Genomic DNA, 25631 nt, shown 5'->3' on the forward strand with positions numbered 1-25631 from the left:
GGTTGGTTTATTTTAACTTAATCGAAAGACCGAAAATGAATGTTTTAACCTGAGGATATAATCCGCCACTGGTTGCCTGCGATTCGGGATCGTAAGCATAAAAGAAGTTGGTGTCGGTAAACAAGTTATCAGCCGAAGCGTAAACCCTTAGCCTATCTATATGAATTTTCTGCAAGAAATTTCCAGGGATAGTATAACCCAGCTGTAGATTTTTTACCCTTAAATAAGCTGCGTCCTGTAACCAATAGTCGGCCAATCTTCCGGTGTTTCGGGTATCTTTATATACGAAACGTGGGTATGAACCTCCTGTATTTTGTGGGGTCCACCTATCCATGTGTACTTCCTGAGGAAATGCAGCATCGGCATTATAAGCGTGTAAACCCACTCCGGTAATATAACCATTTGCCATGCCTACCCCTTGTAAAAACACACTCAGATCAAAATTATGATAGGCCGCATCTAACCTGAAAGAATAATTATACCGGGGATAAGCATCACCAATTACCTCGCGGTCTAAATCGGCACTAATCAAACCATCGCCATTTAAATCACGGTATTTAAGGTCGCCAGGGGCTACTTTACCCGCATCTGCAGCAAAGATTGGAAACTTTGGTACGTATTTGCCCGCAGCATCTTTGGTAAAATCAGCCTCCTGAGCTAAACCATCTGTGCGGTAACCATAAAAAGCATCAAGCGGTTGCCCTACCTGACGGATCCTGTCGCCAATGGTTGGTGGAACACCGCCCAAATCGGTAACGGTATTTTTGATATCAAAAAATTGCCCGGTAATGCCATATTTAAAGTTTCCGATCTTATCGTTCCAACCCAAACTCAATTCATATCCTTTGTTTGATATGGCTCCTGCATTCTGATCAGGAACGGTAAGGCCAATTACGTCAGGTTGTGGCACTTTAAGTTGTATATCTACCGTTTTTTTGTTAAAGATATCTCCGGTAAAAGTAAGTCGGTTGTTAAAAAAAGCCAGGTCCAAACCAACATTAAGCATCGTGGCTTTTTCCCATCTTAACAATGGATTAGAGAGTATCGTTTGTGCAAAACCAGTAGTCAGGATATTACCTATTGGCATGGTCCCCACACTGGTTAACACTTTAATATATGGATACCACTCAGAATAAGCTGGTCCGTCTGCTCCGTATTGATTACCTAATGAACCATAGGAAGCGCGGATTTTACCATCGCTAAACCAGTCGCGGCTATTGTCTTTTATAAAACTTTCTTCACTAAACCGCCAACCCGCAGAAACTGAAGGGAACACGCCCCATTTTTTTCCAGGTGCATATCGCGAAGACCCATCGTAGCGCATATTAAATTCTACCAGGTATTTTCCGGCATAATCGTAATTAACCCTCGAAAAAAGTGACTGTAAGGCATATTGATAAGCATCTCCGGTTGCCGTTGGATTTAATGATCCAATATTCAACACCGGTACATCATCACTAACCAGGTTGGTTTTAGCAGCCGTAAAAGCATCAAAACGGTAAGTTTCTTGCTGATAACCACCAAGCAGTTTAATGTGGTGTTCGCCTAAATTAAGGGTATAATCCGCCTGCATGGAGAAATTTTGCAAGGTCGTAGTCGTGGCAACTTCCCTCAGCGAATTGTTCGGACTGGTGGTGTAAATAATGGCATTGGTGGCTGGATTGAAATAATCGATCCTTCGGTTAAATGTCCTTCTTTTTTGAGAACTGGCAATTAAACCATACTGCGATTTGATATCCAAACCTTTTAGTACATGCAGGGTTCCGGTAATGTTGGAGGTAAATTCTTTAGAGAAAAAATTATTGAAACCACCATCGGTAGCAATAGCCAAAGGATTACTGGATCCACCGCCGTAACCCCAGGTCCCCGTAGTAAAGCGAACAGGTGTTAATGGCGAGCTGGTAAATGCTGTATAAATAGCACCTCCGCCGCCTTCCGTATCGGCAGCAGGCTGGTTTTGGTTACGGTCTAAATAGCCCAGATTCACATCAACATCCAGCAGGGAAAGGAGCTTTAATGCTGACAGCTTTACCCTGGCATTGTTTTTTGCAAACTTATATTGATCGCCGGCAATCAGGCCATCCTGGTTTTCTCTTCCGTAAGAAAAATAATAATTAAAATCGCTGCTTCCTCCCTGTACGTTAATGCTGTGGTTCTGTTGTGGAGCATAATCTTTAATCAGTGCATCTGTCCAGTTGGTGTTGGCAAAATAATTAGGATCAGAACCATTCCGCGCGACCTCAATCTGTGCATCTGTGTACGATTTTGGAAGGCCTGCATTGATCTGTGCTTCGCCAAGCAGTGTCATGTAATCAACCGAACCTAACATTTTAGGCAAACGGGTAGGTGTTTGAAAACCATAATAACCGTTATATGAAATAATGGCCTTCTGATTAAACTTACCTTTTTTTGTGGTCACTAAAATTACACCGTTTGCTGCTCTGGAGCCATATATTGATGAAGATGCTGCATCTTTAAGCACGGTTACGCTTTCAATATCATCAGGATTAATCCAGTTCATATCACCTGGTACACCATCAATCAGCACAAAAGGATTTGGATTATTGGTGGTTCCTGTTCCTCTTATCCTTAATGCCGAATGTGTAGCGCCTGGTTGTCCGCTACCGCCAATAGTGGTCAATCCGGTAATGGTACCTTGCAAGCCTGTAGAAACTGCCGTAATAGGCCGGTCTGCCAGTACCTTGGCGTCAACCTGCGATATGGCTCCCGTTACATTTGCTTTGCGCTGCGTTCCATAACCTACTATAACCACATCATTCAGCCCAACAGTTGAGGGTTTTAAACTGATGCTATAAGTGGTTTGATTTCCAATGGTGAAGTTATAGTCCTCATAACCTACCATCCGCACTTTTATTTTATCGCCAGGAAAAGCTACAATGCTAAATCGGCCCGTATCATCAGATGACACTGCTTTTTTAGAACTTTCGTTTACGATACTTGCACCAGGTATTCCCGTTCCGGTTTCATCAGTAACGGTTCCCTTAATATCAAGCTTTTGCGGCAGGGCTTTTTTGGTAATGACTATGGTGTGCTGTTCTATGGCATAACTAAGCGGCAAATTTTCAAGACTCTTGTCCATTACCTGCTGTATGGTCATATCTTTTACAGTAACATTGAAAGTTCCGGCCTCACCGATCATTTCGTTGTTGTATAAAAAATCATATCCGCTCTGCTTTTTAATTTCCTGAAAAATTTCTTTCAATGAAGCTCCTTTTAGCGAGAAGTTTATCTTCTGCGCATAAAGGGATGCTCTTACCTGGACGCAGAAGATTAATAGTACGGCTATCGTTAGTCGCATCACCTTAAGTGGCTGAAACATGGAACTTAGCCTGGTTCTTTTTAAATAAAAAAAATTCATTTTGTATGGTTTGTTTAGTGGGTGGTTAATCCGTTTTGTTGTTTAGGGCAAAAATTTAGTTGATAACAGTTACCCTCCTTTCTGCAATATTGAATTTTACCGTTCCTGTAAGACTGAGCACTTTTAGTACTTCAGAAATATCTTTAAACTTCGAAACCGAACCTGTATATGATAACTTGTTATTATGGGTATTGTATACAATATCGATGTCGTACCATCTCGAAATTTTGCGCATCACTGATGATAAATTTTCTTCATTAAACACAAAATAGCCGTTCTTCCAGGCCATGGTCTGCTCTATATCTGCTTTATTCACCGTAAACTTGTTTTCAAATAAAACCCCTTCTTCGCCAGGTTTAAGATAGGTAACTGCTGAAGCTGATGTAAGCATCACTTTTCCTTCCAATAGCGTTGTTTTGATAAAAGCTTCGTCTTTATAGGCCATCATATTAAAATGTGTACCGAGTACCTTTAGCTTCATATCCTGTGTTTTTACATAAAAAGGCATTTGTTTATTCCTGGCTACTTCAAAATAGGCCTCGCCATCAAGCTCTACCTCACGACTGTTACCGGTAAACCGAGTTGGAAAGCGAATGGAACTGGCGGCATTTAACCAAACTTTAGATCCGTCAGGAAGCACCAAAGCATATTGCCCCCCTCTTGGAATGGATACTGTATTCAGTACCACTTCTTCTGATGCATCGGAAATAACATCATAAGCCAATGTTCCATCAGCGGTTTTATTGATGGCAGTACCACTTTCGGAAGCTATTTGTCCCTGAGCCGCATTATTGAGTACAATCTGTTGTCCGTTACCAAGTGTGAGTATGGCTTTATCTGAACCAGGTTTGATTGTTTTTGCATGGTTTAATACCACCGCATGCTGCTTACTTTTAGGGTTAGTATTGAAATAAAAAACTGCCGAGACAATAAAAATCAATATTGCAGCTGCTGCAGCGATCTTCGTAAACAGTGTAAATGGTTTAACATGCTTGCGTTCACCAGCCCTTTCCATGACCTGTAAGAACAGGCGTTCGGCTTGCTCGCCACCCGGCTTTGTACTTTCAATCAGTTCGAAATCATCTTCATAAGCATTTAAGCTTTCTATTTCTTCTGGTGTACACTTTCCCTGAAGTGATTTTTGATAGAGAATAATATATTCCTGTTTTGTCATGCGAAGCGCTTTTCATCATAGAGCCACAACTCTGCTTAAACACACTTAATTTTTTAAAAAAATATTTAACCAGCCTAACCTGGTAAAGAATTAAGGTATCGTTCAAAATATTTATATTAGCTTAACAAATTCTTTATCTTGATCAATGAACTTTGCATAAATGAAACCTATCCATCCAGCGGCAGACGAGTGCGAATTATGGGAGGCCATTAAATTCGGGAATCAAAAAGCATTTAAAATATTATTTGACCGTTACTTCCCTACTTTGATGGCTACTGCCTCGCACTATTTGCAGGATGAGCAGGCATGCGAAAACATTGTGCAGGATATTTTTCTCAATATATGGCTCAAAAGAGATGTGCTCGAGATCAGGGATTTTAAAAGTTACCTTAAAGCCGCAGCAAGGTATCATGTGTATAAGGTCATCAGAAGTAAAAAGTTAGCCGGAAGTGTAATTTTTACAGATGAAAATCTGGAAAACGAATCGGCTTATGCCATTAATAACGCTGAGGAATGGCTCAATGTATCGGCACTAAAAACACAGGTTAGCGGATATTTACGGATGTTACCTAAACGCTGCAGGGAAATTTTCTTAATGAGCAGGGAAGAAAATTTAACAAATGGTGAAATTGCAGAGAAACTTAATATTTCTAAACGGAGCGTCGAGAATCAGATCACCGCTGCGCTTCATCACCTGAGGGTTAATCTCAAAAACTATCTTTTTATTAGTGGATTGGTTTATTTTTATGCCGCACAAAATCCTTCAGCAGAAAAAAATATTCATTTCCTTGTTGAATCGCTGTTGTTGTACCCGCTCATTTAGCTTAATGGATTAATTTTCGTGCTCACCATCCTCCGCAGTCAGTATTCTTTCCATTTCGATCATCATCTGCTCGGCCAGGCGTTGTTTAGCCTGCAATTTAGATAAGTAAGCATCAGCAAATGTGACTTCAAGCTCATCCATAATAAAGGCATATTTTGCTTTAAGTTCTATGAGATCAATCTGAAGCTTCCTGGAAAGATTTTGCATAATACAAAGCTAAAAAAAGGGCGGCTATAATTGCAGGTAATGGTCTTATTTTTCTTTCTAAAAAAAAAAATACACCAAACAGACAAACCGGTTAAAACAATCTCCTAATTCTTTCGTTTATAAATTGATTCCGGCGTGGTTTCCGGAATAGATTTGTTTGGTTAGTTGATTAGGGATCACTCCCAAAGTGAATCCCTTTTCTTTTTTACAAAGCTTTCGATCAGCCGGGCATGGTTTCCAGACAATATTTTCTAAATTCAGCCTTTCAAATCGATAATACAATGGAAGAAATCAGATGGGGCATTATTGGCTGTGGTGATGTGACTGAAGTAAAAAGCGGACCTGCTTTTAATAAGGTAAACCATGCTAAACTGGTTGCTGTAATGCGCCGTGATGGTGAGAAGGCTGCTGATTATGCCAGGCGACATCAGGTGCCTAAGTGGTATGATGATGCTACTCAATTGATTAACGATCCGGAGGTTAATGCCATTTACATTGCTACCCCACCCCTGCAGCATGAGGCTTACACCATTGAAGCCTTAAAAGCCGGCAAGCCGGTATATGTAGAAAAACCCATGACTTTAGATGCGGATGCGGCCCAACGCATGACTGATGCGGCTAACCAGTTAAAGGTGAAACTTTCCGTAGCCCATTACCGCCGTGCCCAACCCATGTTCTTAAAAGTTAAAGAACTATTGGCTGCACACAGCATTGGCGATATCCGTTTAGTCCGGTTAAAAATGCTCCAGTCGCCCAACCCTGCGTTGATTGCCAAAACAGCCGATAACTGGCGGATTAACCCAGCGATTTCTGGTGGCGGTTTATTTCATGACCTGGCTCCGCATCAGTTAGATCTGATGACCTATTATTTCGGTGCCGTTAAAAATGCGATAGGTATTGCTACCAGGCAACAGGAAAACACCGAGGTTGATGACCTGGTTGCGGGAAATATCCTTTTCGAAAATGGCATTGTTTTCAGCGGTACCTGGTGTTTCTCAGTCGCCCCACAAGATCAAGCCGATATTTGCGTGATTTATGGTTCAAAAGGCCACATCAGTTTCCCCATGTTTGGCAATAAAATTACGGTTACTACCGATCAGACAGCAGAATTTGTATTTGAACCTTTGCAGCATGTGCAGCAACCCATGATTGAAAAAGTTGTTGATTACTTTTTAGGCAAAGGACAAAATCCGTGTAGTGGCGAAGATGCCTTAATTACAATGAAGTTAATGGACGATTTTACGCGGAAGTAAGCGCTATGATGCTATGGAAAAGGAAATAAATGGCTGAACTAACACTTCATTTTTGGAATTTGCAAGACACAAAAAGGTATTAACCACATAAGAAAGGTAAGAAAATATAAGACCTCTGAGCTTATATGATCCTTCTACCTCTTATATGGTTTAATTAATAATTCTTCGATTTGCTCAGGACTAAGCACACCATCATCCATCTTATATTTTCCATCATACGAGATCCTTTGAATCCGCTCAGGATGACAATCGCTAAATATAAAGTTCATTACCATATAAGAAATGTAAGCCCCTTGAGCTTATATGATCCTTCTATGTCTTATATGGTTTAATTAATAATTCTTCGGTTTGCTCAGGACTAAGCACACCATCATCCATCATCCATCTTACATTTTCCATCATACCAGATCCTTCGACTCCGTTCAGGTTGACAATCGCTAAATATAAAATTCATTACCATATAAGAAATGTAAGAAAATATAAGACCCCTGAACTTATATCCTTCTACTTCTTATATGGTTTAATTAATAATTCTTCGGTTCCAAATAAAAATAACCTTTTGATGATCTAAATTCTTTTTAAAATTTCACTTCGTAACTTTTACCTGCCAGGGTTTTAATTTCTTTAAATTGGTTATGGTATTTAACCTTACAAACACCACCTTTAGGAGCGAAAATTTTTGCACCAGTTAATTTTCCATCGTTCCAATTCATATCTACTACAAAATTGCCCCTAGTTACGAAACCTTTAACCGATCCTGTTTTCCATTCCACAGGAAGTGCGGGTAACAATTCGATATAGCCCTGGTGGCTTTGCAATAACATTTCTGAAATACCGGCGCCACCCCCAAAGTTTCCGTCAATCTGAAATGGCGGATGTGCGCCAAATAAATTGGCATAAATACCGCCGCCACCGTATTTCACTGTAGCATCTTTACCTACAAAACGCATTAATTTTTTCACCGCATCGTAAGCACGTTCTCCATTTTGCATTCTGGCCCATAAATTTATCCGCCAGGTAATTGCCCAGCCTGTACCTTCGTTTGTACGCAGTTCAAGCGATTTACGTACCGCATCGGCTAGCTTTGGTGTTTCTGAACTGGTGATACTATAACCGGGATATGCCGAAAATAAATGCGATAAATGGCGGTGATGTGGTTCTCTGTCTTTCCAGTCGTGGTACCATTCCTGTAAATTTCCGGCTTTGCCAATCTGATATGGATAAAGTTTAGCCATTGCCGCCTTTACTTTGGCTTGCATCGCTACATCAAGCTTTAATATTGCTGCAGTTTTTAAATAATCGGCAAATAACTCCCTGATCATCGCCATATCTGCAGTACTACCATACAAAGTTTGACCAACGTAACCTTTATCGGTGATGTAAACATTCTCAGGTGAAGTTGATGGTGCCGTTACCAGGTAGCCTTTAGGATCAGCCGTTAAAAAATCTAAACAAAACTGTACTGATCCTTTGATTAAGGGATATGCCTGCTTTTTAAGAAAGGCCTCATCTTTGGTGAAGGCATAATGTTCCCATAAGTGGGTACTTAACCAGGTGCCTCCCATTGGCCAGTTGGCCCAGCAGGGGTCGCCTTCTCCGCTATCGCCCACAGGGTTAGTCATTGCCCACATATTACTGTTGTGGTGGCATACCCAGCCGCCAGCACCATAAAAGTTTTTTGCTGTTATAGCTCCGGGTTTAGCCAATCTGTCTATAAAGTCTAACAGGGGTTGGTGCATTTCCGAAAGATTTGCAGCCTCTGCTCCCCAATAGTTCATTTGTGCATTAATGTTCGTGGTGTAATTACTGCTCCAAGGTGGACGCACAGATTCGTTCCAGATGCCCTGTAAATTAGCAGGAAGGCCACCTGAACGGGAAGAACTGATTAATAAATACCTGCTGTATTGATAAAAAAGGGCAATTAAACTGTTATCGGTTTTACCTGTGGCAAATCGATTGAGCCTGTCTATTGTGGATAATTTTTCATTTTCAGTATCGCCCAATTGTATGGCAACACGGTTAAAATATTTCCTGAAATCGTTAAGATGCGCCGTTTTTAAACTTGGATAACTTTTGTTTAACACGCTATTGAGATAAGCCGCAGCAATAGTATTTTCAGCTTTGCCTGCTAAGCCTGGGTTTTTATCAATACCATTATAACTGGTCGCCATAGAAAGCGCCAATATTACTTCGGTAGCGCCATTAACACTTAAAGTTGTATCCGTTAAATTTTGTTTCCCATCTGTTTTTAAAACCTTTAACATCGATACAAAGCGCATCGCATTTGTGGTATCGTTTACAATTGCATTGGCAATATTTCCTCTGTAATTCGGTTCGGTATGCACAGGTGCCCAACCTTTCATCATCAACATACCCGATTTAACCAAACTCCTGGCCAGCAGTTTACTATTGAAATTACACGAAAAGCTAAGTTTATCTTTCCCAGTTGCAGTTAATTTAAATATAATCAGCTGATTGGGATGAGAGGCAAAGGTTTCGCGGGTATAAGTGGTATGGTTAATCTGGTAACTTACTTTTGATACCGCATTTTGAATATCCAGCTCCCGTTTATAGTTAGTGGCATCGCCTGCGTGATCGAATTTAAAAAACAGATTACCAAGGGGCATAAAAGCTTCTGAGTAAGGCCCCTGCATAAAATGAGCAAGTGAATCGGCCGCTTTATAATCTTCCGAAAAAAGTGCTGTTCTGATAGGTCCCAAATAATTTTTGGCATTGGGATTTATTTTTGCGGCATCAATCGGTCCACCCGACCATAAAGTGGCTTCGTTTAATGATATCTGTTCTTTAGCGATACCACCATATACCATAGCGCCCAAACGCCCGTTGCCCAAAGGCAGGGCTTCTTCAAATTGCGTTGCCGGTTTGGTATACCACAATTTTAGGGCATTATTTTCCTGAGCTAAAACAAAGGTAGCAATACAACAAAAAAATGTTGTCAAAAAAAATCTCATCTTAATTGGATTAGGATATAACATATGGCGTAAATAAAACAAAAAAATAGTTCAAACAATAAACTATTTTTTGCAAATACATAAACTAAATAATCATCTGTAATTAACTTAATTCTTAACCGTAACCGGACTTTCGAATTTAATATCTGATTTAATATCTTTTTTAAGCATTTCCTTCAATCGTATCTCGGGCTTTTCGATGCCGCCAAACTGATTGCCTTTAATCAGCACGCCTGTACAGGCTAAAAAATTAAATGCCGGACGGCTTTTACCTGATGGCATAAAATCTGACTTTTCGATCTTGTTATTGATAAAAGTTAGCCCATTGGTGCTTTTTGCAGATAATAAAGGATAATCCAACAGTTTAAAGGTATTGTTTTCGATCCTGATGTTACGGTGTACATAATAATTTTTAACCAACTCACGGTTTTCGGGGTTAATCTTAATGGCATAACTATCAGGTGCACTGTTATAACCGCATTCGATAAACTGGTTATTGCGGATGGTTACGTCGGTTACCGGACCCGATTCGTACCAGCCCATGGCATCATTTTCAATCAGGATGGCGTGCATGCCCGTACGGTAATAGACGTTATTTTCGATCAATACCTTACGTCGTGTGGTAATCAGCGTTCCCCTGGAGATCGTTCCTTCGAATCTTGAATTTGTAATTTTTACAGATGGTGTCCAGGTGATGTTTTCCAGGGCATCATCTATTTTTAATTCACTGGAAAAAGGTTTTTCCATTTCCACCAGCATTTCTCTTTCCGAAATTAGTTTTGCGGTTTTAATTACACCCTGGGCGTAAATCTGAAGTGCAGCACTGTTCAGGTAAGCTACCGTATCACCCGGTATAAAAGCATTAAATCCATAACTCTGGTGATGCATAAACTTTAACTTTAAACTGTTGGGCGATACAATTTCGCTTATTTTTAAATGTGTACCGTGTACGTTAACCGGATCATCATGCAAACCATTAAACCGGCAATTATTGATGATAATTTGTCCTTTGCAACCCGAAAAATGCATGCCATCAGCCGATGAAGCAATTACACGGCCGCTTCCTGGTTCAGGTGCTACAAAAACACTGTCGTAACTCAGGTTTTCGGAGAACTGAGATACAATACCCAAACCATGCATTGAATACATGTTGATGTTGTGCAGACTGATATTTTTAGAGCGGTTATTAAATGCGCCTACATAATCGCGATAACGGTCTCTAACCGTTAGCACATCGCCAGCCTGCGCTTTAAATTTCGAAAAATCTCCTGTGAATTTTACCTTGAGTGGGCCTATGTTTTCAGCGTTACTTTTAGAAAAAACTTCCCAATTGCTGTAGAATAAGGTGCCTGCACTTGGTCTTAAGAGTACCGCATGGTGGTTTTTAGCTATCCATTTTTCGCCGTACCATTCCAACCGACCATTAACAATGGCAAATTTGCTATCGGGATGAATGTTTGCGATAACCGATGTTGGTGTAATTTCCTGCAAGGTCATTTCCGACATCCCCGGCCGCTCATAATTAATGGATAGATTTTGAAACCTGATGTTTTCGCTCCCATCAATCACCCAGGTAATCATTTTTCCATGAAAGATAAAAACGGAGCCATTGCCTTCTAAAGTCACATTTTTTAAGTCTTTTAGGTATAAGCCGACGCTTTGTTTTTTTACCGGGAATTCTACTTCGGAGGAGGTGTTGGAGATATAATAATGTGTCTCGGTAGCGCTGTCTGGCCAAAAATCATACCGGCCTTTTGGGAAATTAAGTACAGATTTCGCTTGCCCTTTCGTTGCTTCAATAGCTTTTTTTACACTTGCAGTAGCATCAGCAAAACTATTGGGTTTGGCTCCAAACTGGGTAACATCAATGGTTTGGGCATGGAGCTGATGACCAATACATAATAACAAGGCGATAAAATATTTTTTCATTTGTGTGTTTGCTATAAATAATTCAGCCCTTACAGCTTTAGAAAACGGTAAGGGCTATAAATTTAATTTAAATGGATTGTAGTTTGATATTGCGTTACCGCTTTTATGGATTTAAATCCTGTTCTTTTGTTTTTAATCTCCTGTATTAACTCAGCCTGAACACCTGTAGTTTGGTTATTCCAGTCCTTTAAATCTAAGTTAATTTTGCCTCTGCCTAAAAATCGCTGCAAGCCAATTTGCCAGGTTTCGCCGTTATACAGGTTATCTGTTTTTATGGTCTGTTGCTGAATCAGATCGCAGGCATCACCCCAGTAATCTACATTTAAAATTACATCATTTACGTTTTTAGGAAATGTGGCCGGGAAACTAATCTCGGCAGTTTTACGGCTTGGATAATTTACCGTGATTTTAGCCATATAGTTTGGTGTTTGCCACTCATACTGATCGAAGAGCGATTTCGTCGTTTTAGGTTTAGCAGCTGTAAAAGCGTTTAATCCCTTTGGATAAACCATTAAATTAAATGTAGCTTTGTTAAGTTGCTGCAGCGTAATTTCATCATTTTGAACCAGAACATCTGCCTGGCTAATCAATAAGGCATCTTGTCCTTTCAGTTTTAACCTCCATGCATTTTGAGCTTGCTCAGGGCTAATAAAAATAATTTTGATTGAATTTCCGTCTGTGTCTGTAAAGGTGCAATCGGTTTTATCAATGACCTGCAGTTGCAGTTGATTAGCAGTTTGTACCGCTTTCCAACCTGTAATATCTTTATTTTTAAGCGTGCGGCTGTCTAACGCGAATTCTGGGTTTACACCTTTTAATTGCTGAAAAACCAGCGTAATATTTTTACCATTAACTAACCTGGCAAAAGGTTGTGCGGTTGCATATTTAATTAAAGCTGAGCCTGCTTTTAAGTTAAAAGGTAAAATTGCCGTCGTTTGTCCTTCGAGTAATAATGTTGGGTAATTAATCGTTTCGTTTGGCAGGTTTACCTGCATCGTAACGTGTTTATCGGGCATGGTAATGCGCACCTGTGTATTACCTAAAAACAGGAAACCGCTATTGCCATTAGCCCTGGCGATATATCTTAAGTCTTTCGTGTTTTTTTCGTCCCTTACCGGATTTTCTGGTTCGTAAACCCGCATAGGCGCTAAATCCGTACCGAAATCGTTCACAAATGTGTGAATTACCTTCAAATATTTATAGGATGGACGCAAAAAACCAAACTCACTGATGGGTGCTTGAAAATCGTAACTTTCAGGACAAGTTCTAGGTTCTTTTAATCCAGGCGTTTGGGTGCCACCATGAAACATGTAATACCCCACCAGGTTCATACCACGGCCTATCTGGTTTTGTAGGTGTGCTTCAATTACTTCGGGCTGTACAATAAAACGGTTTTGATAAGTGATCTGGCTACCTGCACCTTGCTCGCATAGCCCTTTTGGAAATTTGTGTACATCATAAAAAACTTTACCTAAGGCATCGGTCATAATCCATTGATCGTTGCCATATAAAAAATCTTTGGTGAGACCGCCACCGCCTCTTTCCCAACCGCGGTAAGGGTAAGAGCCCTGTAAAGGGATCACTTCCATTTTGGCATCGTCAAATACGGTATTAGCGGTTACCGTCCAATAGACTGGATTAATTTGTGCTTTCCGGGCGATTTCCTTCAGTGTAGTAATGTGTTCTGCCTGGCCACTTGCATATTCGTTTTCTAATTGCACGCCAATAACCGGTCCACCATCGGCAAAATACATGTCCCTGGTTTGCTGGCCAATTTGCTTAAACAAACCTTCTGATTCTTTTAGATATTCGGGGTTGTTGGTTCTGTGGCCTTTTAATTTTTGTATCCACTCAGGAAAACCACCATATAACTGTTCACCATGGCTCCAGGGGCCAATCCGCAGCCAGACATACATACCATTTTTTTGGCAAAGCGATATAAACCGCCTGAGATCACGGTTACCTTTCCAGTCCCATACCCCTTTTGTGGTTTCATGTTCATTCCAAAAAATATAGGTGGCTATGATGGACAAACCTCCGCTTTTCATCTTCAAAATTTCGGTTTCCCAGTTTTCTGGCCTTACACGGTTATAGTGCATTTCGCCCATCACCGGAAACCAGGGTTGATTATTTTTAGTAAAATATTGATTGTTTACTCCAAGTTTAATACCATCGGGATTAGTTCCTGTCATATTAATAGAGGTAACATCTAAACTTCTGTTAGATTTTACATCAATTTGATAGTATTGCGCCCGTGCTACTAAAAAAGAAAGCATCAAGCAAAAAGTTATTATTTTTTTCATTTGTTATGTTTATATTTTGGGTAGACCCAAATTTACAAGGGAAATTTATCTAACATAGCACGCTTTAATAGTTGTTGGGCTGCGCTGATCGGATTAGAAAAAGGTTCGATTTTACTTACTCCGGGATCATCTACCCAGTTTTGTTCAAAGGCTTTTTTATCGAATACACTCCTTTTGTTCCTGGCTTCCAAAGTCAATTTCATTCTTGGAATGTAGAAATCGCGGATTAAGCCGCTCCACATCCTGCATGAATAGTCATTAACAGGAGGCCCCCAAATGGTTACAATCCGCTTTGCGCTCGAAGCATAAAAATTTTGCAAAGACTGGTCGTTGCTGTGTGCTGTTGCAAAATTAATCCACCTGCCTAAGCGGTTTAAAGGATGGCTTTCCATCAAACGATCTAAATCAGCTAACAATTTCATTGCTTTATCAGCATATAGGTTAGCCTTAACAGTATCTTTTTTTTCGAAGGCATCATTTGTGGCAATAAGTAAGTTTTCTGCTTTTAAGCCTAAAACCAATCCAACCCTTTCAATGGCATCAGCCTGATAATTTTTAGATTTTTTTAATTCAGGGGCACAGGCCAGAAATAAGGCTACAGATTTAAAAAAATCTTTGCTGTTGTTAATACGGCTTCTTTTGAAAGAACCAGTCTGCCAGTTAAATTGTGGATGATCAATTAATTTTGCGTAACTGCTTTTGCGCAGCAGATCCCAAGATTTTTTAAGTTTTTCAGGATAGTTGCCATAGCGGTTGATGGAAAAATCTTTTAACCACTTATTTAAATCTATTGGATTATTATTCCATGCAACATCTGCCAACAATTCATAAACAGCAGTATTATTTTCTAATCCTTCGCCTGAGATAGAAAAACCTTTTAAATTGTTCCTTGCAGGATTTTTAAGTGTTTTTCCGGCACCTGTAGCATACAATTCCAAATCGCCGGTATAAGCCGTTTTGCCGCCCATATTAGGTACAAAACCATAAACCCATTGTTTACCATTAAAACCATTTACAGGTTCCCAACTATTCGCATAATCGTTTGCATAATCTAAAATCATAATTTTATCATCGGGTACCTTACTAAAGAGGGCTTTTACATTTTCTGGCGGCCATTGTTTACGCTGGTAGCCAAACATCCAACCCTGTATTACCCAGGTAGCATCAGGGTTGGCTAATCTGATAGCATCATAGGTGAATTTTCCATAATCTGCCAGAATATCGGTAACAGGCTTATCTCCCTTTGGCAGTTCCATTTCGTTAAAACTATCTACAAGGTAATATTTGGCATCTCCAAACTCGGCTTTCCACTCATCCATATACATTTTGGTAATCTTCATAAACAAAGGGTCGCCAGGCATCAGCATTACGGGCCTTTGCGAGGCTGGAAACCCTGCGTTCCATAAAGTATTGTGTAGTAACAACTCTGGATATAGCCTCTTTATGGCTTTGGGCACAAAACCCGCAAACGACTGCAGAATGGGCTCCATTCCAAGCTCGCGCATGCGGGCAAGAATTTTATGCTGCAGTTCAATTTGATCAGTATGCCATGTTGAGGGTAAAGTGCCCCCTACATTTTGGATATTACCCATTCGCTGCCATGGCAACAATGATGGCGAGACATAAAAACTATCAATTTCTTTTTGGGTAAGGCCTAATTTTTTCCAAACTCTTGTGGCAATGGCTTCAGTGGCTACTGGAGCCATTAAAGTATTAAACCCATGCATGGCCTGCCAATCCAATTCTTGCTCCCAGCGTTCCCAGGTCCAGAAAGGAGTAGTATAACCAAAAGTAACAACGTTGTAAGACTGCCTTATCTTGTAGGGCGATGTAATTTTAGTTATTGGTGCATCGGGCCATTTAGCCGGTACTTTGAAGTTGCTGCCCACCCAATCGAGCATGCCTAATTGGTTGTCTTTCAAATAATCATACACACCACGCGTTAAGGCATTGGTAGTAGTAGCCTTAACTGTTAAAACACCGTTTTTGGCGGAGTACTGATAATAATCTGTATTTCCCTTATTTTTTAACCATTCCAGTTGTATCCGTTCTGCCTTTGGGCCAATGGTACGTAGCAGAACATGTTTTGCAGGGAGTGTGTTTAACTTTTGGGCAAATACTTGTAGCTGCACCATTAAAAACAAGGCTATAAAAATTAATTTATTATTCATAGAGAACTGAAAATAAGATTGTGGTTAATGAATTGATCATAGCTTAATGGTTTATCTCTGGATTTTTTCCATCAAGTATAACTGCTAGCTTATGGCAATTATAATGAGGGTAGCTGCTCTGTTATAGCTTCATTTACTAATCTTGCGGCTGTTTCAACCGGATTTTCAAATGGCTTTATTTTGCTTATTTCTGCGTTATCTACCCAATTTTGCTCAAAAGCGGCTAAATCGAACTTCTTGCCAGTTTTCTTCTCCTCTAAAATTGCCTGCATCCTCGGAATATAGAAATCTCTAACTAAACCACTCCAAACCCGGCAAGAGTAATCATTTACCGGTGGGCCCCAAATGGTTACAATTCGTTTTGCACTAGCGGCGTAGAACTTTTTCAAGGTTGGGGTTGAGCCATGCTGCTTCGCAAAGTTCACCAATTTTCTAGTCTGTTTAACGGGTGAGATTCCATTAACCTGTCCACATTTGCCAACAGTATTATCCCTTTTTTGGCATAAGAATCTCCATTAGTGATATCTTTTTTAGCATAGGCCTTGCCTGCTGCTTCAAACCAGTTTTCGGCCTTTAACCCCAATACAAATGCACTGCGTTCAATGGCATCAGCCTGATAGTTTTTGGAGTTTTTAAAATTACTCCGACAGGCTAAAAATAATTCAACAGATTTAAAGAAATTATCGGACCTATCTACATTGTTAATTTTCAATCTTCCAATTTGCCAACTAAACTGAGGGTGGTCTATCAGCCTGCTGTACGCGCTCTTACGCAACAAATTCCAGGACTGCCTTAATTGATCGGGGTAAGCGCCGTAACGGTTAATAGAAAAATCTTTTAACCAACTATCAAGTACTATCGGTTTATCAGACCAAGCGGCATCTGTTAATAATTCGTAGATAACAGCGTTGTTCTCAAGGCCTTCGCCAGAAGTAGAAAAACCTATTAGATTCTTCTTTTTAGTGGAAGCGAGCGTTTTACCCACGCCTGTAGCATACAAATCGAGATTGCCTGTATAAGCTGTTTTACCACCAGCATTAAACATATAACCATAAATCCACTGTTTACCATTAAAGGCATTAAGCGGCTCCCAGCTATTAGCATAATCATTGGCATAGTCTAAAATCAGTATCTTAGCATCGGGTATTTTGCTAAACAAGGCTTTTACATTTTCTGACGGCCATTGTTTGTGCTGATAGGTAAACATCCATCCCTGTATAACCCAAACTGCATCAGGATTAGCACTTTTTATCGCGTCGTAAGTAAATTTTCCGTAGTCGGCCAAAATATCGGTAATGGGTGTATCACCCTTTGGCAGTTCCATCTCATTAAAACTATCTACGAGGTAATATGTGGCATCGCCAAACTCGGCTTTCCACTCATCCATGTACATTTTAGTAATTTTGGCAAACAAAGGATCGCCTGGCATCAGCATGGAGGGCCGTTGTGAGGCTGGAAAGCCCGCATTCCACAATGTACTATGGAGCACTAAATTGGGATAAAGTCTTTTAATAGCCTTTGGAACGAAACCTGCGAATGATTGTAATATGGGTTTTATGCCCAGTTCGCGCATACGTGTCAGCACTTTGTGCTGTAGTGCGGTTTGATCTGTAATCCATGCATCTGGCAAAGCACCGCCTACATTCTGTATGTTGCCCATCCGTTGCCACGGCAATAAGGATGGTGATACGTAAAAGCTATCGATTTCTTTTTGGGTAAGCCCTAATTTTTTCCATACCCTGGTAGCAATCGCCTCGGTAGCTATGGGTGCCATAAGCATGTTAAAACCATGCAAAGCCTGCCAGTCGAGCTCTTTTTCCCAGCGTTCCCAGGTCCAAAAAGGAGTGCTATAACCAGCGGTAACCACGTTGTGGGCCTGCCTTAATTTAAAAGGCGATGCAACTTTGGTAATTGATGCATCAGGTAGTTTGCCTGATATTTTAAAATTGTTCCCCGCCCAATCCTGCATGCCTAAATGATTGTTTTTAAAATAGTCGTAAACGCCACGAGTTAAGGCATTGGTAGTAGTAGCCTTAACGGTCAACCGGCCATTCTTAGCAGCATATTCATAATAATCTGCCCCACCGTCTGATTTTAATAGTTCTAATTTTATCTGCTCGGCTTTAGCGCCAAATGTTCTTTTTAAAACCTGTTTTGCAGGCAGGGTACTTACGTTTTGAGCGTTAATTTCTCCGTTTAAAATCAGGAGGAAAAAACAAAATAGTAAAGTTCTTATCATCTGTTTATTAATATACAAGTTATTGTATTCGGCTAAAACATCTTTCTTGACACAATAATGTTGTCTAGGACAATCATGGAAAAGAGCCGTTAAATTTAACGGCTCTAATCATACAACTAACCCACTAATTATTTGAAAATGAAGTGACATTGATCGTCCACACCTTAACATCACCATTGGCTGCAGTTACCACATATTTCAGCGGCTTGGTGGCGTCGGTAGGGTCGCCGAGCGCAGGCGTTCCACCTGTAGGCGAAATGGTAGCCGCTGTAGAGAGGTTAACATTGAACCAAATCTTAGTCTGAACCACTTTAGCCTTCTCCGCCGCAGTAAAATCAACAGGACTTCCTGCTGCCGGAACACTAATAGCTACATTTATAATACCATTAACCTTATCTATATTACCCTGTACCACGGTTAATGTTCTATTTGTTACAATTGATTGTCCGTTCATATTTTTCGCACCACTTTCAAAGCGATACTCGGCATTAACCAAAGTAATTGCATTGCCATCAGCAAGTGGCAGTTCAGGTAAACCTTTCTTCAAACAAGAAGTGAATAACATTGCTATGATAATGCCCATAAATGGCATTCTAATTTTATTAATATTTTTCATCGTTATTTTCTTATATATCTACCAACCAAAATTTTGCGGACCAAATTTTGGATTATTATCAATAAACCGTTGTGAAATAGGCATTAAATAGCGCCTGTTAGGATTGAATTTACGATCGTTGTAACCATTTGCGAAAGGCCCGGTAACAATGGCAAATCCTTTACGATCTCTAGTGATGTCCATTACTCTTATTGGCTCGGTTAGTTCGGGTATCGTTCCTCCGCTAGCGATATTATTATTTGCATCACCGCCGTAACGTCCCCAACGCAGTAAGCTCCAGTAATAATCATTTTCTTCGGTTAGTTCTACCCTACGTTCTCTTTTATAATCTTTCCAAACCTCTGATGAGGACGATGCCATCGAGGCAGGAATTTTACCATGAAATTCGCGTGTTTTATTTAAAAATATTTTAGCATTAGCAAGATCACCTTTTAATAGGTAGGCTTCTGCCATATTTAAAAACACACGCCCTAATCGCATACATACATAATGATAATCTGTTTTAGAAACATTTAATAATGTTGGCGTTACATTGGTATAAACCCCTTTGCGCCAGTACATATTACTCAAACTTGCACCCCAGATACCGCCGTTAACAGAAATCCACCTACAGGCATTACCTTTTACAGCAGTAACTAAATTATCTCCATAAAACTTGGTCGAGTCGCTAACGATTGAACTGGCCCATCTTGCATCGCGGTTTCTATTGGTTAAAGACCATACAGTTTCTGTACTTCCAGATTTAATTCTGCCTTGTTTTACAATTGTTTCCTCGGCCAATTTAGGAATAACATTATCTTTTAATCCTATCTTTTGATAAGGAATGGTAACAGAAGCGCTTTCATCAACTGCAGCCTTATATTGTGAAGTTTGATGCCAAGGCAAAGCTTTTGTAGGATCGGCATCGTCTTTAACTAAGTACTCATCAGTTAAGTTTTCACAAGGAAAGTTACCAGGCCAGCAATTGAACAAATCTGGAATGAGATACGCTGGGTAACCTTCCATCGGAACCAATTTATCAGGTTTAAGATTTCCAACCATAAATTGCATTGGTGTATCCTGTACGGTTGTATTAATGGCTTTCTTATAAATGGCCAATATAATTTCAGGAGAAACATTTTTAGTTTCATTAAACATGCCTCCATAATCTGCTTCTAGTGAATATCCTCCATTATTGATTACCAAATTTGCATTATCTATAACTTTTTGCAATAAAGGATCGCTCGCCGATACGTTTGCAGCATTGGGATAATTTTGGTAAGCTATGGCTTGTAAACAGATTTCTGTTAAAAATGAAGCGGCAACATATTTATTTGTTCTACCTGCCACTTTTATAGTTGGCAGATCGGCAACCGCGTCTTCTAAGTCTTTAATAATTAACTTATAAGATTCAGCAGGATTTGCTGTGCTTGGTAATTTTAATTCATCATCAGGGGTAAGCACTCTATCGATCCAGACTATACGTCCGGTGCTGCGAGCAATGCTGTAATAAGATAAAGCCCTTAAAAATTTAGCTTCTGCAATCATTGTTTTTTTATCGGCATCTGCAATGCCAGCAGATTCCTGAACTTTTTTCATAATCAGGTTGCAACGGCGAACGTTAGCCCAATTGTTAAATCCATAATCACTGTTATTGGTTAAGGTTTCACTAAATACTGGGTAAGCATCGCCGGCAATTCCATCCTGACCTAAAATATTTGATGTGCGGGCATCAACGCCAGGACCACTGGCAAACGAATTTGTAATTGCATCGTAAGTGCTGAACACAAATGTTTCAGCATTTGATTTACTACTCCAAACAACATCTTCACTAATTCTATCGTATGGTTCCGTTTCCAAAACTTTTTTACACGCATTTAGTCCCAATAAGCAAACAAATAAGCCTAAAGAAGATATGATATATTTTTTCATTTTTTTAAACTTTAGTTGTGAATTAAAAACCAGCTGAAACACCAAGGGCAAATGTTCTTTGTACAGGATAGCCATAGTTGTTGGGATCAGATTCAGGATCGATAAAATAATCCTGGCTTTTAGATGATGTTAATAGGTTAGTACCGGAAACAAACAGGCGTAGTTGCTGGAATTTTGATTTCTTTAATAGTGAATGTTTAAAATCATAGCCTAGCTGCACATATTTTAAACGCAAGTATTTGGATTGAATCAGCCAAAAATCACTTCTTGCGAAATTATTTCCTCCGTTAACACTTGATGTTGATACAGCACGAGGAAACAAGGCATCCTGATTATCAGTACGCCAATAATCTTGCTGAAACTGATAAGTAAGCAATGAAACAGGATTTGCACCTTGTACTACATCTCCAATATACCTGTCCCTGTTCCCCGAGCCTTGCATGACTGCACTAAAGCTAAATCCCTTATAACCAAGATCAACTGTAAGGCCAAAATTTATTCTTGGGAAAGTATTGTTGCCAATCCTAACCCTGTCATTATCATCAATTTTTCCATCTCCATTCAAATCCTGATACCTTAAATCACCAGCTACAACATCAGTTGAAGAAACTCTTCTGGCACCGTTCAGCAATTCACGATTGGTAGTATAAAACCCATTATTGATCAATCCCAAAATTGGCCGGCCACTATCGTCCACTAAAAAGCGTGTTTCTTGACCTGATACACGCGTAAAAGGGTTTCGGAGTGTAGCGTCATCATCCAATGTAGATCTTTCATTTAGAGTATTAAAATAAGTAAAATTCAATCCTACCTTATAAGTGAGTTCACTCACTTTTGAATTCCAATTTACATTAAATTCTACACCTTCTTTTCTGATTGCCCCAGCGGTGAAATTGATTGGCGGCAACCCGATACCTAGCGTTTCGGCAAATTGAGGATCGGAGGTAACAAAACCAGTAGTTCTAGTGTAAAAATAATCAACTGATGTATTTAAACGGTTGTTTAGTGATGCCATATCAATACCAATGTTTCGGCTTTTAATGGTTTGCCAAGAATAATTAATACTTGGCAATGCACTTGGCTCTGATGTACCTTGAACTGGTTTACCATCCATAACATAGCCTATCGAAGCCACTCTGTATCCGGCTACGTAAAGAAACCTTCCAATATTATCCGAATTCCCTGTCTTACCGTAAGATCCCCTCAATTTCAAATAATCTAAAATATGCTTCTCTTTCAAACCTTTCATAAAGGTTTCGTCAGAGAGCATGTAACTGCCCGATAAGGCATAAAATGTTCCCCATTGCTTTCCAGGGACAAATAAATCGCTACCATCTCTTCTGAGCGATGCTTCTAAAGAATATCTATTTTTAAAGCTGTAAGAAATACGTCCAATGTATGCTGCTCTTGCACTTTCCGCTTCGCCGGTAATTAAGTTATTACTTCCATCAAAAATATTTATGGTCTGATTTTCCGTAGGACCCGCTATAAACTGATCACTTATAAGTTGATAACCTACCCTGCTCACATTTAAGCCTGATGTTTTGAATTGTTGTTGTTCGTAAACCCCGGTAAAATCAATGCTGTGATCGCCAAATGTTTTGTTATATGTAATGTATCCTTGCAAAGTAAGTGTATTTCCAGAGCTGCTTGAGCCGGTTAAAGTTGGTGCAGGCCCCGGAATTGCAGTCTTGCTACCGTTGGCGTAACTTGGCGCAAAATAATTCCAAATTTTACCTTCAGAATTAATCGTATTATAGTTGCCGTTTAATTTAAATTTTAAGCCTTCTAAGAAATGTGCACTATATTCTAAACTTAAATTGCCGTTAAAAACCCTGCTCGATCTTCTATTATAACCAGATTTTGGATCCAGTTCTACCACTGGGTTATCTGGGGTATTGATAGATGGTAGTCCAAACTCATTGTATGCCTGAAACGTTGGTTGCTTATTTTGGATATGACTATACAGATTAGAAAAACTAACACTAGGCTGCGAGTTAGACTCAACGTATCCATCAAAGGCGGTAACAACTTTTAAATTAGCCTTTTCTAAATCACTCGAAGTGTTTAGCCTATAAGTAGCCCGTCTGTTATAGTTTTTATCGGTTTTTAAAATTGTTCCCTGGTCGTAATACGATAATCCTCCATAATAGGTTAACAATTTTGTACCTGAAGATATAGATAGGTCATGCCTCATTTCTGGCGCAAAATTTTTCATGGTTAATGCCCTCCAATCCGTATTAGGGAAGTTTAGCGGATCAGAACCTGTGCGGTATTTTTCCAAATCGGCTGGAGAGGTATAAGGGCTTTTACCTTCTGCAGCATACAACGTATTAATGGCACTCCTTTGATCGTAAGAGCTTAATTTATTTGGGAAAAGTGTAGGTTGAGAAAATACCTGATTAAATGCATAGTTAATATTCACGGTACCTTCTTTTCCTTTTTTGGTCGTTACCAAAATAACACCATTAGCAGCCGAAACGCCATATAGTGCAGTTGCAGCAGCATCTTTCAGTATCGAATAAGTTTCAATATCATTCGGATTTATATTGGCAAAATCATTTGCAGATCTGATCACATTATCGATGACGAAAAGCGGCGTACCTCCCCCTCTGATGGAAATGGTGCTTTTTGTACCTGGCGAACCACTATTAGTTGTCACAATTACACCTTGAGCTCTCCCAGCTATGGCATCATTTATTGAAGCTACAGGTATAGATGCTACAGCATTCATATCTAGTGTACTAATCGCACTCGTCGTTTTTCTTTTAGTCGTTGTACCATAAGCCTGAATTACGACTTCATCAAGATTATTGTTAGCGGGCTTTAACTGGACATTTATAAGAGATTCAGATGCTGGCACCTCAACAGATATATATCCAATAGCGGAGAAAACCAGTATGGCATTTTCAGGCACTTTTAAACTAAACCTTCCTTCTCCGTCGGTTGATACAGCAAGCCCCTTAACACCTTTTACTGCCACTGTAACACCCGGTAATCCAGTATTAGTTTCGTCTTTAACCACACCCCTTATGATAAGATCTTGATTAAACTTATCAGATGCCAGGATGGTGATCAAATTATTTTCCCTAACGTTAAAATTTAATGCAGTTCCTGATAAGAGTGATTGCATTACTTCTTCTAATGGAGCCTGGCTAGTTTTAATACTGACCAATTTATTAAATGGCCCTTCGGTTGGACTGTACACGAAACGGTATCCGCTTTGTTTTTCGATGATCTGCAGGGCTTTTTCGAGCTTGACATTTTTGAGGTCAAGAGAAAGCTTTTCTTGCGAAAAAACCTTGGCAGAAACATTTAAACAGGTAATAAAGATAATAAAAATGGCAATCTTCATTTGAATAATGAATTTGGATAGCAGCCTGAGCCATGGCGAGGCTTGACTAATGTAAATTTTAATCATATTTTTGTTTTTTGGTTGGTTTATTTGAGGCTGCGCATTTTGTGTAATGAAGCCTCAGATTAAAAAGAAGATCAAAAAAATTATTGAAGGGGAATTGTTGCAGCAATCCCCTTCTTTTTTCTTTTGATACAGGTTTATTTTGGTTAGTTTGTTTATTTGGTTATCGTAATCAGCTCTCCTTTCTTTTTGAATTTAAAATGTTTTACCTCCTGCATTTTCTGCAATACCGTTAAAATATCTTCGTTTTTGAAATTTGCCGTATAAACGTAGGCAGCTACTTCTTTATCCTCAAACTCTATAGTGACATTAAACCAACGCTCAAGCCGCTCTTTGATCTCCTCAAAATTGTTGTTTAAAAAAACGATATTATTATGTGTCCAGGCCGATTCCACGACCTCTTTGTTCACCATCGTAAGATTATTGACTTCAATTTTAGGCAACTTATCGTCTGCACTCCCAAGCGATGGCCTCAGATTCAATTGATCTTTTACAAAATGATAGGTGATTTTTTGCCCGGCCTTAAGAATAATGGTGTTTTTATTCAATCCGTTATTATCTTCTAATTTAATAGAGCCCCGAACTAAGGTTGCCGCCGATTCGTTTTCGTTGTTATAACTTTTAACATTAAAAGCGGTACCCAATACCGTGATCTTAAAATCCTTGGTACGCACGTAGAAAGGTTTCTGTGCATTGTGTTTTACATCAAAATAAGCTTCTCCGGTTAATCTAACGTTTCGATCTTTTTGATTAAAATTTTCTCCCAGCTCGATTTTGCTATCACCATTAAGATATACCGAGGTACCGTCAGGTAATACGATTTTTTTCTTCTCCCCTTTTTTCGCTACAAAGTTTTCAGCGTATAGTGATACTTCAGCTCGCCTGGTATAATTAAAATAGATGAGCCCTAAAAATAAAACAACAAAAATGGAAGCAGCAATGCCGTAATGTATTGTCTTAAATCTCCTGATTTTTACTACGGGCGATATCATGCTGGTCAGGTAATCCACCTGTTGATCAACAGGTTTTAAATTACCGCTTAATACCCCATATAATTTTTTGGCAGCATCAACTGTTTTATGCTTTTCAGGATTTTTGGCAATCCAATCTTCCCAAAAAAGAACGCATTTTTTGCTGCTACCCTCGCAATATTGCTTAAAGGTATCATCCATTAAAAAATCTTCCGGGTATTTATATTCGTCAATCATTACAGCGCTTTTAATACCAGTGCGCAGA

Annotated in this window: 15 protein-coding genes; 2 read left to right on the top strand and 13 right to left on the bottom strand. The window is 39.5% G+C overall.

What is annotated here, in order from left to right:
* Positions 1-7 precede the first annotated feature (7 nt).
* Both CA265_12465 and CA265_12470 read right to left on the bottom strand, forming a co-directional pair.
* Complete coding sequence (locus CA265_12465) at positions 8-3379, bottom strand: hypothetical protein (protein ID ARS40426.1); 3372 nt, start codon at positions 3377-3379, stop codon at positions 8-10.
* 55 nt (positions 3380-3434) lie between these two features.
* Positions 3435-4553, bottom strand: a complete 1119-nt coding sequence (locus CA265_12470) for a hypothetical protein (protein ARS40427.1) — start codon at positions 4551-4553, stop codon at positions 3435-3437.
* A gap of 160 nt (positions 4554-4713) precedes the next feature.
* On the opposite strand from CA265_12470, the gene CA265_12475 reads away from it, so the two are divergent.
* On the top strand, positions 4714-5376 hold the full coding sequence (locus CA265_12475; GenBank protein ID ARS40428.1) for a hypothetical protein: 663 nt from the start codon (positions 4714-4716) through the stop codon (positions 5374-5376).
* Between the two features lie 9 nt (positions 5377-5385).
* Here CA265_12475 and CA265_12480 read toward each other — a convergent pair whose 3' ends face one another.
* Positions 5386-5583 carry a hypothetical protein gene (locus CA265_12480; GenBank protein ID ARS40429.1) on the bottom strand — a complete coding sequence of 66 codons (198 nt, stop codon included), beginning with the start codon at positions 5581-5583 and terminating at the stop codon, positions 5386-5388.
* Positions 5584-5864: 281 nt separating this feature from the next.
* Here CA265_12480 and CA265_12485 point away from each other — a divergent pair, with 281 nt between their 5' ends.
* A complete protein-coding gene (locus CA265_12485; protein ID ARS42972.1) occupies positions 5865-6836 on the top strand; it encodes an oxidoreductase in 972 nt (323 codons plus the stop codon).
* A gap of 578 nt (positions 6837-7414) precedes the next feature.
* Here the strand turns inward: CA265_12485 and CA265_12490 are convergent.
* The 10 genes from CA265_12490 to CA265_12535 form a co-directional block, all read right to left on the bottom strand.
* Entirely contained in the window at positions 7415-9808 is a 2394-nt protein-coding gene (locus tag CA265_12490; GenBank protein ARS42973.1) for a hypothetical protein, read from the bottom strand.
* 108 nt (positions 9809-9916) lie between these two features.
* The gene (locus tag CA265_12495) at positions 9917-11737 is read right to left on the bottom strand and encodes a hypothetical protein (protein ARS40430.1); all 1821 of its coding nucleotides are present in this window, start codon (positions 11735-11737) and stop codon (positions 9917-9919) included.
* 62 nt (positions 11738-11799) lie between these two features.
* Positions 11800-14040 (bottom strand): hypothetical protein, encoded by a 2241-nt coding sequence (locus tag CA265_12500; protein ARS40431.1) that lies wholly within the window; start codon positions 14038-14040, stop codon positions 11800-11802.
* A 32-nt stretch (positions 14041-14072) separates the two neighbouring features.
* Entirely contained in the window at positions 14073-16211 is a 2139-nt protein-coding gene (locus tag CA265_12505; GenBank protein ARS40432.1) for a hypothetical protein, read from the bottom strand.
* A gap of 98 nt (positions 16212-16309) precedes the next feature.
* Positions 16310-16666, bottom strand: coding sequence for a hypothetical protein (locus tag CA265_12510; protein ARS40433.1), 357 nt, complete (start codon positions 16664-16666; stop codon positions 16310-16312).
* Positions 16633-18450, bottom strand: coding sequence for a hypothetical protein (locus CA265_12515; GenBank protein ARS40434.1), 1818 nt, complete (start codon positions 18448-18450; stop codon positions 16633-16635). Before CA265_12515 ends, CA265_12510 begins: the two co-directional genes overlap by 34 nt.
* Before the next feature lie 124 nt (positions 18451-18574).
* Positions 18575-19066, bottom strand: coding sequence for a hypothetical protein (locus tag CA265_12520; protein ARS40435.1), 492 nt, complete (start codon positions 19064-19066; stop codon positions 18575-18577).
* Between the two features lie 18 nt (positions 19067-19084).
* Positions 19085-21052 (bottom strand): hypothetical protein, encoded by a 1968-nt coding sequence (locus CA265_12525; protein ID ARS40436.1) that lies wholly within the window; start codon positions 21050-21052, stop codon positions 19085-19087.
* Positions 21000-24398 carry a hypothetical protein gene (locus CA265_12530; protein ID ARS40437.1) on the bottom strand — a complete coding sequence of 1133 codons (3399 nt, stop codon included), beginning with the start codon at positions 24396-24398 and terminating at the stop codon, positions 21000-21002. Before CA265_12530 ends, CA265_12525 begins: the two co-directional genes overlap by 53 nt.
* A 152-nt stretch (positions 24399-24550) precedes the next feature.
* Positions 24551-25603, bottom strand: coding sequence for a hypothetical protein (locus CA265_12535; protein ID ARS40438.1), 1053 nt, complete (start codon positions 25601-25603; stop codon positions 24551-24553).
* Positions 25604-25631 lie beyond the last annotated feature (28 nt).

Source organism: Sphingobacteriaceae bacterium GW460-11-11-14-LB5 (assembly GCA_002151545.1).
Taxonomy (GTDB): Bacteria; Bacteroidota; Bacteroidia; order Sphingobacteriales; family Sphingobacteriaceae; genus Pedobacter.